Below are 12,759 nucleotides of genomic sequence, written 5' to 3'. Positions count from 1 at the left end.
GGCCAAGGTGCCTGCCGGGAGAGGCCTCACGAGCGTTACTGGATGTTGGCAGAGGCTTTGCGAACCTGGTCAACAACCGATGGTGGCAGCGGGATGTAGCCCATCGAGTCAGAGATCTTCTGACCTTCAGTCAGGCTGTACTCGACCATTTCACGCATGGCTTTGGCTTTGGCCGGGTTCTCGTTGTGCTTGCGGAAGATCATCCAGGTGTACGTGGTGATCGGGTAAGACTTGGCACCTTCTGGATCTGGCAGCCAGGCCACCAGATCTTCTGGCATCTTCACCGCAGCCAATGCCTCGGCACCGCTCTCAGCGTTAGGTACAACATACTTGCCTGCCTTGTTTTGCAGTTGAGCGAAGTCAACTTTTGCCAACTTGGCGAAGCCGTATTCGATGTAACCGATCGCGCCAGGAGTCTGACGAACGGTGGCAGTCACACCATCGTTTTTCGGAGATTTGATGAACTTGTCGCTGGCCGGCCAGTTAACGGTGTTGCCTTCACCCAGGTCTTTCTGAAACTCAGGGTTGATGGTTGCCAAGTGCTTGGTGAAGACCGCGGTGGTACCGCTGGAGTCAGCACGCACAACCACAGTGATCGGCAGATCAGGCAGCTTCAGGCCAGGGTTGGCAGCGGCGATCTGAGGATCGTTCCACTTGGTGATCTTGCCCAGGAAGATGTTGGAGTAAACGTCGCGTGGCAGCTTCAGATCTTTAGGGTTGCCTGGCAGGTTGTACGCCAGAACGATTTCACCGGCGGTCATCGGCAGCAACTGCACGCCTTCAGGCACCTTGGCGATATCTTCTTTGCTCATTGCCGAGTCGCTGGCGGCGAAATCCACGGTCTTGTTCAAGAAGTCCTGAACACCCGCACCGCTGCCCTTGGACTGATAATCCACGGTGACACCAGGGGTTTTCTTGCTGAAATCTTTAAACCAGGTCAGGTAAATCGGAGCCGGGAAACTGGCACCGGAACCTGTCAGACGCACGCTTTCAGCAGCGAAAGACGCTGAAGTAGCGCAGAGAGAAACAGCAACAGCCAGTGCAGCAGACTTCATTAAGCTTTTCATCAAAGAAATTCCGTGTGAGATCGGGCCCGAGAACTTTGCAACAATCGTGTGACACTTTTATGAACGTCGAATGTTCTTACAGGGTCATCAGCACCCTGGGTGTCCCTCGATCTGGGTCCGTCGCACACTTAAAACGAGCGATTTACTGCTTTCCCACTGCCTTCTTCCTCTGTTGGAAACTGCTGCTGTGATCGACGCCAGGGCGCTTTGGGGTTGGAGCGTAGACGGGTGGGTGGGGTTGGATATGGTCAAAGGCTGACATTAGTTAACGTTTGGATTTGACGCTTTTGAGGGGAGGTGTGGCTGTTTTGCCATCATTTTCGATTGTGTGATTTTCTAGAGGGGTAAGTCGCCCCTCAATGCCATCCTGACTGCACTTGGTAATTATTAGGTGCCGCCATGCCAATCGCTCCCCCACCCTTAACCTCGTCTGCGAGTACTGCTCCTGGTAGAAGACCTTCTTCCCAAGCAGTGACGTGCTTGTCTTGAACCGCGGCTGGTTCAGCCACTGCCCACCTGCAACACCCCTTCGCTTCACCGTCGAACGGCTACCCCCCAAGGAATTGCTCAATATACGGCTGGAACAATTCCTGACGCTACACGGCTGAATCTTCGCGGCGCGACACAGGTTGTCGCGCCCGCTCGGACAATGACCCACATCTACAAGAGGGCTCAACGATGAAAAACCTGCTCGCCACCATCGGACTCTTCGTGGTGCTGACCAAAGGCTACGCGTTCTACCGCGAATACAGCGAAATGAAGCGCGAACGCAATGCGCAGCGGCCTGTCGCAGACTGAAACAAAGCGAAATAACAGCTACCATCCTCTGAATAAATGATGGCATAAAGCCATTCGATTAAGTAGGATTCACGCTAACTTGACGCCAGCCTACTGGCGCTCAGCAGAGACATAGAACCAGGTAGTTACCATGTCCCAAGCGAAGGATACGCTGCTCAGGCTGTTTGCATTGCTACGCCTGATCCCCACCGAACCTCAGCGTATTGCAACCTCAACCCTGCTCGAAAAGCTCCGTGATAGAGGCTTCTCGGTCACCTTGCGCTCGATCCAGCGTGACTTGAGCAGGTTATCGATCCCTTTCTCCCTGCAGTGTGACGACAGCGGACTGCCCTTCCGCTGGAGCTTCACCCGCGAGGCACCACTCAAGCTGGAAGACATGGACGCGCCCACCGCACTCGCGCTGTTCCTTTCAGAAAGTCACTTGAGCCCGATCCTTCCGCAAAGCGTTCTGGATCAACTGAGCCCCCAGTTCCGCCGGGCCCGGAGCTTCCTCAGTGGCCTGGGTGGCAACGGCTTAGCCGACTGGGCAAAGCGGGTTCGCTCACTGCCCAACGGCAAGACCCTGCTCCCGGCGCAAGTCAGCGCGCACGTCTGGGCCCAAGTGTCGGCCGGCCTGCTGGAGCGCAAGCAGCTGGAAGTGGTCTACCACAGCCGCAGCAAGGGTGAGCTCAAGCGTTTTCGCCTGCACCCGGCTGGCCTGGTGTCGCGCCATGCGGTGAGCTACCTGCTGGCCTCTGTGGATGGCTACAGCGACCTGCGCCAATTCGCCCTGCACCGGATGACCGAAGTGAGCGTGCTCGGAGAGGCCGGTCACGAACATGAAAGCTTTGACGTGGATGCCTACATCGCCAGCGGCGCTTTCAGCTATCGAGAGGCCGAGGCCCAAGTCGAGTTGATCGCCGATGTGCGCCCGCAGATCGCTGCCCTGCTCAACGAAACGCCGCTGAGCCAGCAGCAGACTTTGAGCAGCGTTTCCGAGCAGGGCTGGCATCGCCTACACGCCACCGTGCCGCTAGACCGCGAAACGCTGTGGTGGATCTTCGCCCTGAATGAAAACATTCGCCTGCATGCACCCCATGTGTGGGTAGACGAAGTGCGCGAGCGACTGAATTCGATGCAGGCGCTATACCAGAACACTCACGCAACCCCGCAACTGCAACCCGCCTGACGTTCAACAATTAAAAGGACATTGCCATGCCTCTTCCCTTCATCCTCGGCGCTGCCGCGCTGGTCAGTGCTGCCTACGGTGCCAAGAAAGGCTACGACGGCTACCAGAAGCACTCCGAAGCGGACGATATCGTCAACGCTGCCAAGGCACGTTATGCCAATAAAAAGGACGCGTTCGACGTACAGGAAATCGCCACCAACGCGGCCCTTGAGGCACTGGGTAAGGAAGAGCTGCAAATCGGCAAGCAATTCGACGAGTTCAAGACCCTCGCTGACAAGCTGCTGCTGAAGCTCAACGCTGGCCGCCAGGACAAGCTGAAGATCAACATCCCCAAGCACAAGCTGCAGAGCATCGAGAGCTACAGCTACACCGCCGTTGGCGTACTGGGTGCCACCGCGGGGGCAGGTGCTGCCGGTGCTGCTGCCGGGTTTGCCGTGTATGGCGGTGTCATGGCGCTGGGCGCTGCGTCCACCGGCACGGCGATCTCGTCGCTGGCCGGTGTAGCTGCAACCAACGCAACACTGGCAGCCATCGGCGGAGGTTCGCTCGCCACCGGTGGCTTGGGCATGGCGGGCGGTACTGCAATCCTGGGTGCTGCAGTGGCAGGCCCGGTACTGGCGATCGCCGGCTGGGCTTACGACAGCCATGGCGATGAAGCGCTGAAGAACGCGCACAAGGCCGACCGTGAAGTGGACAGTGCCGTGTCCAAGCTGCAAAAGGCCCAAAAGCAGCTCAGCAAGGCTGAAGATTACGCATTCGGTGTCAACGACGTGCTGAAGTCGGTGTACGCGCAATTCGACAAGTACTTCGAACACCTCAAGTTCATGGACAACCGCCTCGAAGACATCCGCTCCCGCAAACTGGATGCGCAGGCAGAGCTGGACAAACTGGGCGGCGCCATCATGCGCTCGGTCGAAAACGGCTTCATGCTGGCGGCCATTCTGGTCGACCTGATCACCACGCCGCTGTTCAAGGTCAAGGAAGTGAACGGCAACGTCGTGAAAGACAAGAACGACGTGCCGGTTATGGCCACCGACTCCGATGGCTCGATGATCCTCAACGACGCCAAGCTGCAGGAACAGATCAGCCTGACCCAGAGCAAGGCGGCAGAAGTAGAGCCTGCCTGATGCCTGCGCGGGGCCGAAAGGCCCCGCCTTCGCTTCGCCTTTCTCTCATTCGTCATGGACGCCCCAATGCACGCCGCAGCGCAAGACTTCCCCTGGGCCGAAGAGCTCGAAAAAACCGTAATCACCAGCCTCACGACTAGCTTTGGCCTAGACTTTCTGCTGTTCAAGGACAAGCAGGGCGGCGAGGTGGACACCATCCACAACGTGCGCAACGGCGTATGGGCGACCGACGCAGAAAAGCAGCGTTTTGAGCAGCGTGGCGAGTACGATTCCACGCCCTACCACCAACATGCGAATTACATCGCCACTGGCCAGAAAGACAAGGCCAGCCAGGCGGCAGGCACGCTGAAGGACCCGTACCGCAACAAGGTGATGGCTGCCCATGAACAGCGCAACCTGGACCACGTGATCAGCGCCAAGGAAATCCACGATGATGCCGGGCGGGTGCTGGCCGAGCTCAGTGGCGTGGAGCTGGCCAACCAGAGCAGCAACCTGCAGACCACCCACGAGACGCTCAACAAGTCGAAGAAGCAGACGCCGATCAACGAGTACCTGGACAAGCTGCCGGGCCTGATCTCCAACCATGAGAAGTCGCTGGCGAGCGACCGCGCGCGCCTGACGCAAATGCCGCGCGAAACGCCGCAGCAGCAACATGAAGCCCGCGCGCTGGAAGACAAGATCCGCAAGACCGAAAGCAAGGTCAACGAGCTTAAGGCCGTGGACCTTGAAGGCATGCGCAAGCGTGATGCCGAGGCCCGCGCGCTGTACGATCAGCAGATCAACGCAACCTACTACACCAGCAGCAAGTTCCTGCACCAGACCGCGCGTGCTGCGGGGTCTGCCGCTTTGACCATGGGTACCCGGCAGATGCTTGGGCTGGTGATGGCGGAGGTGTGGTTTGAACTGCGCGAGCAACTGCCGGCCCTGCTGGACAAGCTCAAGCACACGTTCAGCCTGGAGGCTTTCGTCGACAGCATCAGCAACTCGCTCAAGTGCATCTGGAAGCGGGTACAGGCACGTTTCAATGACTTTCTGTTGGTGTTCAAGGATGGAGTGTTTGCCGGTGTGCTCGGGAGCCTGACCACCACCGTGTTCAACATCTTCGCCACCACTCAGGCGATGGCGATCAAGATCATCCGCGAGCTGTGGGGCCATCTGGTCAAGGCCATCAAGCTGATAGTGTTCAACCCTGACCAACTAAGCTTCGTGGAGCAGTGCCAGGCGGTGACGTCGTTGCTGTCGGTGGGCGTTGCCACGGTGGTGGGCACCATGGCTTACACCCAACTGGTGCCGTTCCTCAGCTTCCCGTTCGGCACCGAGCTGGCCGCGTTTGCCGGTGCGCTGGTGACAGGCTTGGTGACCCTGGGCCTGAACTACTTCCTGCTGCACAGCGTAATGGCGCGCAAGCTCTGGGCCTTCATCGAATCGCTGACGCCGCACGCCGGCACGGTGCGCGAGTTCCAGGCAATCAACGCGGAGCTGGACCGTTACCTGCTGGAGCTGAGCCAGCTGGAGTTCAACCTGGACGTGGAGGAGTTGCAGGCGTTTACCCAGGAGCTTGAGACGTGCAATGACGAGATCCAGCGCAGTGCGGTACTGCAGCAGGCTGTGGAGGCCCGTGGGATCGAGTTGCCGTTCGAGGTGGGTAACGCGGCCAGCACGCGCAACTGGCTGGCTTCGCTGGTATGACGCTACCGGCGTTTCCCTGTACGCAGTGCGGGCTGTGTTGCCGCAATGTGCACCTGGCGGAACAGACGCAGTATCTGGATCGGGGGGATGGGGCCTGCCGGCATTACAGTGATGCCGACAAGCACTGCCTGATCTACGAGACCCGGCCGGATATCTGCCGGGTCGACCGGCAGTACCAGATGCACTATGCGCAGCGGTTCAGCTGGGAGGCGTTTGTAGAGGTGAATGTGGAGGTTTGCAAGCTGCTGCAGCGTCAGGCACCGAGGATGGCACCCGATACGGAGCAAAGTGTGATACCGATAGGTCCAGCAATAGCGCCAATAAACGCACCAGCCTGAACGCCAGCCAGCGCACACTGATGCCACGCGCAGCACCGCCAGCGGTGCCGATGGTCGCGCCGATTTTCATGGTGTGATGGAGTGAAGCGACTTTTGGGGAGTGACAGCGAGGGCACTGCAATGACATAGGGCGAACCTTCGTAGTAGTGGTGTCATCGCTGTTATGTAGGACTGAAATTTTCTTCAATGGAACTAGCCGTTTCAGAGAGAGTAGGGGAGGGCGCGTGAGCGTTTCCTACCGATAGGTCCAAAACCTTTTCTTGGTAGCCTCATATCCATCAGTCAACTGACATTTAGGTGACTCGCGAGCGGCATAGGGCCAACGTAGGTCATTTGTTCGACGAGATGAGCCATGGGAGTGATTCCTTTGGGTGCGTGCCGGCATAAATGCTGCGCTCGCGCAGCACTGGCCGAAAGAATGTTGTGAGAGGATTAGGTTGGTAGGTTGAAGCGATGATTGCAGGCGAGGCATAGGTTGTTGGCGAAAACATGGCGATCGAGTTTTTCACCGAGTTGAGCACCGAGGGTGCAGCCGCCTGCACCTCCAGCGAGCCCACCGAGGATGGCACCAGAGACTGTGCCGAGGGTGATGCCAAACGGGCCGGCAATAGCGCCGATAGCAGCGCCCATCTGGGCTGCTGTCAGAGCGGCGCTCGCACCACGAGCGGCTCCGCCGACGGTTCCAACAGCTGCGCCAATCTTCATGGCTGTTTGTAAAGATGCGATCTTGGGGGAGTTACACAGAGGACATTGCAATGACATGGTTCTGAGCTCCATGAGGTGGATGTCATGGCAGTGATGTAGGACTGAAATTTTTTTAGTCGAGTTCTGATCTATGAGGAGCGACTGCCGAAATCGGCCAATAGCGACCTCTGTAAAGCCTTGTCCGTGTGGCTGTTTGTCGATCCAAGCGGACCTAAAACTAGCAACTGGAGTTCGTCAAATTACAGACTCTCGCTGGCAATAAAATATGCTCACCAGAGCGCAGCGACCCATAAAGGTGACGCTGTGGTAGTGTTGGTAAAAATTGCAGTGGCCCTAAGCTATCAGCAGTCACTCGTAACCTCATGCCAAATGTAAGGCAAGAAATGTCCACGCATACATCAGTAACCCGCTACATTCCGCTCAATGCTCCCGAAACCGCGAACCTAGCGGATGAAAGAACCCTGTTACCGTTGGCGGTGTATCAGGACCTTGCCAGATTCATCGAAAAGGCCCTACACACCGCCAGTACGCTGACTGGTAGCACTAAGGTTAATGAGGTTCGTAGTCATAATGCCGTATCAATTGATGGCGAGCGCGGAACCGGTAAGACGTCAGTACTGGTAAATTTGCATAAATATCTGAAAAGTGCGCATGAAGATATCTTGAAGGATATCCATATTCTTGAGCCGGTTGACCCGACCTTGCTGGAAGAGAATGAGTCCCTTTTCCTGCATGTAATCGTGGCGGCGGTGCTGTCGGATGAGGATGCCAAAAAGTTGCAGGGCACCAATCCCGAAGGTTACAAACAGCTGAATCAGGCGCTAGACAAGCTCGCTCATGCGCTGGAGTGCATAGAGGTGCAGAACGATGAGCGCGGCATGGACAAGCTGCGTGCGCTGTTTGGCAACAAACATCTGGCCGACCGGGTGCATGATTTTTTCAGGGCGGTATTACAATTACTGGGTAAAAAGCTGTTGGTGTTGCCCATTGATGATGTGGATACTTCGCTCAATCGCGCTTTCGAGAATTTAGAAATTGTACGCCGCTACCTGACCACCCCTTATGTACTGCCGATCGTCAGCGGTGATCGAGAACTTTACAGCGAGGTGACCTGGCGTGATTTTCATGGTCGTTTGAGCGAAGACTCAAAGTATAACTTGGAGCAGGCATACGTTACTGCCATTGGGCTGGCCAATGAGTACCAGCGCAAGGTACTTCCGCTGCCACGCCGGCTGGTTATGCCGCCAGTGAGTAATTACCTGAATGATCGGGATATTACACTGGGTCTGCCAGCCATGATTTCGTTACCTAACTTCCATGCTTGGCTGAAAATTTTTCTTGCTGGACCGGTCAATGGCCGCGAAGGCAGCGATCTAACTCTACCTATTCCCTCGTTACGTGCTTTGACCCAACTGGTTAATAGTTGTTCGGACCTTATTCCTGACTTGCCGCAAGCTATCCGTTCGGCAGAAAACCCTTTGCAGGTCATGCGTGCCTGGCAGATGCCAACTATTTCGCCAGATATCATCAAGGCGTTTCATGCCGAACATCAAAGACTAAACAAAGAAAAGAAACGGGAGTTCGGCCCGGCATACAGGCAGTTTGCACAGCAGCCCCACGAACAGGCTGGTCCTATAGCCGGCGGCTCGTTGGATCAGGCAGCGATTAGCAACTGGGAGCGCACTCTGAGTGATTATTTCCAGTATGAGCCTCACGCTGGGGCGGTGTATCTGGTGCTGCAGGCCTATCAGTACTGGCAGGGATTGGCGAATAGCAGTGAAGAAGAACGCGAAGGTAGCATTTTCGATACTCCTCTGTTCCAACCACTACAGCACGATGCAGCTAGGCTGGAACAGTTTGTTAAGCAGGTCGATTTTTCAGAGTGGCAAGAGCGTTTGAAAGATAAATTGCCATATAGCTGGCTATCTAGATTGGATGCACACAAAACCTTGCTGCCCTATCCAGTGGCTGAGGTCGGGGTGAACTCGGCCAAAGATTGGAAGTATTGGGAGGTGATTTCCGGTGCCCATACATCTAGTGAAGTGAAAAACAAGGCTGGTTTCTTGTTGTCGCTACTGACCCAACACAACTATTACACCAATGCCAAACGCAGCATGATGCTAAATATTGGTCGTGTATTCGAGCTGCTGATTGCCAGCCTTATCGGCAAGGTCAGCCTGCAAACCTTGCAAGGTATCGTACAGGAGGCGCCGTTCCACTCCACTAGCGCCTTAGCGCCCACTAAAACCCTCAGTTTGGGCTTTGATGAGGATGATGAGCCTATCGAGAACGGGTTGAATGAGGTATCGGGGGAAGTAAATCCACAGCTAGAACAGTTGCAGGCAGAAATTGAGGATTGGCGTGCCCGCCATAAACTCGATCATGTTCGGTTCTCACCCTGGCTGGTTTACAAGGTATTCAACAAGGTATTCAGCCAGGTCGCTGGATTTAAGAATGTGCCAAACGGCATGAAGGAGGTAGGTTCTGCACTGGATAAAGTGAGTATGGTGTTCTATGCCACCTGGTCGGCCTTTGGCAGCTTTGAAAAAGGCCTACTGTTTGGCCTTCCGGATGTGGTGGCTACAGTCAATCTCAATTCGCCTCACAATTTTGAGCAGAATGACCATTTTAAGGTGAACGTCTTGCCATTTGCGCCAACCAAAGGTCAACGAGGTCAAGACACTCCCGACTCACTTGCTAAACGCCAGTATGGTGCCGGCACCCGTACGGCCAGCTTCTTCCTAGCAGATCATCCTATTAGGCTTTGGCTAGATGAGGTGTCAGTCATTGCGTGGCCCAAAGTAGTCAAAAAATTGAGCGCGAAGGAGTGGCTATGTGACCTGCTTGGTGTCACTGCGCCAGATCGCTTGACCCAGAACTTCTTGGAGAGTGAGTTGAGTCGTCGCTCGGAAGAAAATCGCCAGGAAATAATTACTGAAATGACTCAGCTATACCCTAAAGCTAGTGAGTTGAGGACACTGGTTAAGGCAAACCAAAGACTATTGGCTAGCTTCAGCTGATGCTGAACCGTTCACTTTCAGAGCACGCCACTGGCTGCTTTTATGGCAGCGATCGGCTCGCGGCACGATTGTGGACTGAGTTGCTCAGTCCACCGAAGGGCATAGCACAAGATAGGTGGCATGCTTTGCAGGATGACTGCTACCAGTTGCTAGCTGATACTTTGGACGCGCGGTACCCACGCCGCTATCGCCTGAACGATGTACACCGACTGATGGACCGGTTGTGCGATGCCAAGCTGTTTGTCGGGCCTGAGTTGCCTTGGTTGGATTACTTGATCGACCAGTTGCTCCTACGCAATGGTGATTTAGTCTGCTACCGCGAGACCGAGGTGCAAGCCTATGCGCGACTAGCGGCGGAACTGGACCCGACACTGCTGGTGGCCTGGCATTTGAGTGTCTGGCTGAACGAGAATCCTCAGCCACAGGAGCTGGATATCTGCCGTGTAGTGTTGGCGCAGGCACCATTCTTTGCGCCACCACCCAACCCAGCTTTACCGCATGCCGAGGGACATGTCCACCTAGGGGGGGTTGCGGCCGACAGTGTCATTTTGGGTGACTATCTGTTGAATGCCGATGGTTTTAGCGGGGTAAAGGAAGGTGATAGGGATGCAGATTGGCTCAAGCAGGAGAAGCAGCATCTAAACCAGCTGCTGAAACGTATGCGGCATTTGCTGATTCAACTGCTGGAACTCTCTGTTGTTGAGCAGGATATTACAACGCGGCTGAATGACCCTATGGCTATCAAAGAAAAGCTGCCGGACTGGGGGTTGCTAGCAGCAAGACATGCAGAAGAGCCAGTAGGTTCTGCATTGTGGGTATGTCGCCAGTTTGCCCAGGCGATGATGCGTGGTTGTGCCAACCGATGGCTTTGGCTGATGCTCTACCTATGCTGCTTGTATCGTGATGCCAAGGTTATCCCGCAGTCGCGTGTTGCCATATTGTGCTGGCTGCAGATGCTTAATGATGTACGCCGACGGCTGATAATGGATGGTCAGGGCTTGACCCGTTTCGTTGAACGTTACTTTCAGGGGCCTTTGCGGAGTGGTAGCAAGGGTGCCTTGCAGGATAACGTGCGCCGATTACTGGTGGATAAGGGCGATGTGGTCGAAGTGAAGTCAGGGCCAGGTACGTTTTCGCCGAAGTTTGTAACTACATTCGTTGCGGCAGTTGCGAGGCAAAGTAAGCAGCACGGGGTAGTACCGCCTTATATTTTCGGAGAACATGAAGTTAGTTTCCAGGGGGCTGCTGGGCAATATCTGCAATCGTTGGAGCGTTGGCAGTTTTGTGGCCATTTTTCACGCTCGCAAAAGAAAAAACGTGCATATGGCAAAGAACCCAGGGCAGATATGGAGAAGCTCTGGAAAAGTGCCGACGATTTGTTTGCAGGTCTGTCGCGGCAGAGTGGCTGGAGTCTGCCGGAATTTCTGGGCGGCCATCTCAATCAGCACTTTCATTTCCAGCCGGCGCTCTGGTTTCGCGGACTGGACGTGGCAGGCGATGAAAACGACCTGCGTATCGAGTGGTTTTCTCCCATGTTACGTTGGCTGCGTCAGGGTTTTGTATCGCGTCCTGACGGAGAACAGGCCGGCAGCGGTTTTCATCTAAGTATCCACGCGGGCGAGGACTATGCTCATCCCGTGTCCGGCATGCGTCATATTGACGAAACGGTGCGCTTCTGTGAAATGCGCGATGGTGATCGCCTGGGACATGCTCTGGCCTTGGGGATCGAACCCGCACAGTGGGTGGAGCGGCAGGGCGAGATGATCGTCCCTCTGGATGAGCATCTGGATAATCTGGTTTGGCTTTGGCATTACGCAACGACGCTGAGTGGCCGTTTGCCGTTGGCGCAACAGGTGCTGCCCATCATTGAACGACGTATTGCGCGCATTTTTCCCTTCACCCTTTGGCTTGAGCCACCTGAGCTGGACATAGATCACCAGGAAGGCGATGGCAATGCTAAGCCACTGCCTGGGTTAGTATCAGTGTCTCCCTCAGAATTACATCGGGCTTGGTGCTTGCGCCGTAACTGTCATTATCTTTGGCAAAAGCTTTATGGCGATCAACCAAGAAGCGAACGCGAGCGGTGTGCAGTACCTGATGCCGCAGTGATTAACCATCCGTCAGACACAGCAGCTCGCATTTACCGTTACCGTCACGCGCACATGGCGGCACAGAGCAAGCTGCCATTGGTTATGGTGAGAATGGGTTCTGAGTGGGACGGTCAGGCGCTGTATGCAGGGCATGCTAAGCCGGTGCGTGGAATTATCGATGACGTAGATACTCGTCCAGAATTAGATTTCATGCACGCCCTGCAGGATTACTTACTTGATCAATATGACCAGATGGGACTGATCATCGAGACTAATCCTACGTCGAATGTCTACATCGCGCGGTTGGAAAACCATAAAGAGCACCCGATTTTCCGCTGGAGTCCGCCAAATGAATCGCTGCTGGAAAATGGCGGCAGATTTAACCTATTTGGCTTGCGGCGCGGACCGGTGAGAGTATTGGTCAATACCGATGATCCGGGAATTATGCCAACTACCTTACGAACCGAATTTTCACTGCTGCGCGAGGCTGCCATGGAGCTGGGTGTGTCCAGAACAGTGGCGGAAGAGTGGTTGGAAAGGTTAAGGCGTTATGGGATTGAACAGTTTAATAGAAATCATCTTACTGTGTTTGATGAAAAAAAGTCCTGATATAAATTGAATTATCAGCAGTTTAAAAGATGGTTTCATTGTATCTAAGAGGTGGCGTTGAATTGCCCTTGATTCATTGAAAATTTTGGTGGCTTACGTACAGGTAGGAACTGCAATTGATCTTCTAAGAGGGAGTGATTGTGTTGGT

General features: G+C 55.1%; 7 protein-coding genes and 1 pseudogene. 6 read left to right on the top strand and 2 right to left on the bottom strand.

Features of this window, described 5'->3' with window-relative positions; translation table 11 throughout:
* Positions 1 to 35: 35 nt before the first annotated feature.
* A complete protein-coding gene (pstS, locus tag NTD86_RS04880; RefSeq protein ID WP_262201045.1) occupies positions 36 to 1,067 on the bottom strand; it encodes a phosphate ABC transporter substrate-binding protein PstS in 1,032 nt (343 codons plus the stop codon).
* Positions 1,068 to 1,995: 928 nt separating this feature from the next.
* Here pstS and NTD86_RS04875 point away from each other — a divergent pair.
* The 4 genes and pseudogenes from NTD86_RS04875 to NTD86_RS24315 all read left to right on the top strand — a co-directional run.
* Complete coding sequence (locus NTD86_RS04875; protein WP_262201044.1) at positions 1,996 to 3,033, top strand: helix-turn-helix transcriptional regulator; 1,038 nt, start codon at positions 1,996 to 1,998, stop codon at positions 3,031 to 3,033.
* Between the two features lie 26 nt (positions 3,034 to 3,059).
* Entirely contained in the window at positions 3,060 to 4,160 is a 1,101-nt protein-coding gene (locus tag NTD86_RS04870) for a hypothetical protein (RefSeq protein ID WP_262201043.1), read from the top strand.
* 66 nt (positions 4,161 to 4,226) lie between these two features.
* Positions 4,227 to 5,849, top strand: a complete 1,623-nt coding sequence (locus tag NTD86_RS04865; RefSeq protein WP_262201042.1) for a hypothetical protein — start codon at positions 4,227 to 4,229, stop codon at positions 5,847 to 5,849.
* Positions 5,846 to 5,977 (top strand): annotated as a pseudogene (locus tag NTD86_RS24315) (YkgJ family cysteine cluster protein); the annotation flags it as partial. The gene NTD86_RS04865 and the pseudogene NTD86_RS24315, both read left to right, overlap by 4 nt.
* Positions 5,978 to 6,619: 642 nt before the next feature.
* On the opposite strand, the gene NTD86_RS04860 reads toward NTD86_RS24315, so the two are convergent.
* Positions 6,620 to 6,949 carry a hypothetical protein gene (locus NTD86_RS04860; protein ID WP_262201041.1) on the bottom strand — a complete coding sequence of 110 codons (330 nt, stop codon included), beginning with the start codon at positions 6,947 to 6,949 and terminating at the stop codon, positions 6,620 to 6,622.
* Between the two features lie 326 nt (positions 6,950 to 7,275).
* Between NTD86_RS04860 and rdrA the strand changes: the two genes are divergently transcribed.
* Both rdrA and rdrB read left to right on the top strand, forming a co-directional pair.
* Positions 7,276 to 9,912, top strand: coding sequence for an antiviral RADAR system adenosine triphosphatase RdrA (rdrA, locus tag NTD86_RS04855; protein WP_262201040.1), 2,637 nt, complete (start codon positions 7,276 to 7,278; stop codon positions 9,910 to 9,912).
* The gene (gene rdrB / locus NTD86_RS04850; RefSeq protein WP_262201039.1) at positions 9,912 to 12,611 is read left to right on the top strand and encodes an antiviral RADAR system adenosine deaminase RdrB; all 2,700 of its coding nucleotides are present in this window, start codon (positions 9,912 to 9,914) and stop codon (positions 12,609 to 12,611) included. The genes rdrA and rdrB overlap by 1 nt, the downstream gene beginning before the upstream one ends.
* The last annotated feature ends 148 nt before the right edge of the window (positions 12,612 to 12,759 follow it).

The sequence above is a fragment of the Pseudomonas sp. 7P_10.2_Bac1 genome (genome assembly GCF_025465935.1).
Taxonomy (GTDB): Bacteria; Pseudomonadota; Gammaproteobacteria; order Pseudomonadales; family Pseudomonadaceae; genus Aquipseudomonas.
The sequence above is the reverse complement of the archived record's forward strand: the minus strand, read 5'-3'. Positions and strand labels throughout refer to the sequence as shown.

What these genes read in the sequence shown, in the direction of transcription:
- pstS (WP_262201045.1), bottom strand. Translation starts at nt 1,067, where the DNA reads ATGAAAAGCTTAATGAAGTCTGCTGCACTGGCTGTTGCTGTTTCTCTC.
- NTD86_RS04875 (WP_262201044.1), top strand. Translation starts at nt 1,996, where the DNA reads ATGTCCCAAGCGAAGGATACGCTGCTCAGGCTGTTTGCATTGCTACGC.
- NTD86_RS04870 (WP_262201043.1), top strand. Translation starts at nt 3,060, where the DNA reads ATGCCTCTTCCCTTCATCCTCGGCGCTGCCGCGCTGGTCAGTGCTGCC.
- NTD86_RS04865 (WP_262201042.1), top strand. Translation starts at nt 4,227, where the DNA reads ATGCACGCCGCAGCGCAAGACTTCCCCTGGGCCGAAGAGCTCGAAAAA.
- NTD86_RS04860 (WP_262201041.1), bottom strand. Translation starts at nt 6,949, where the DNA reads ATGTCATTGCAATGTCCTCTGTGTAACTCCCCCAAGATCGCATCTTTA.
- rdrA (WP_262201040.1), top strand. Translation starts at nt 7,276, where the DNA reads ATGTCCACGCATACATCAGTAACCCGCTACATTCCGCTCAATGCTCCC.
- rdrB (WP_262201039.1), top strand. Translation starts at nt 9,912, where the DNA reads ATGCTGAACCGTTCACTTTCAGAGCACGCCACTGGCTGCTTTTATGGC.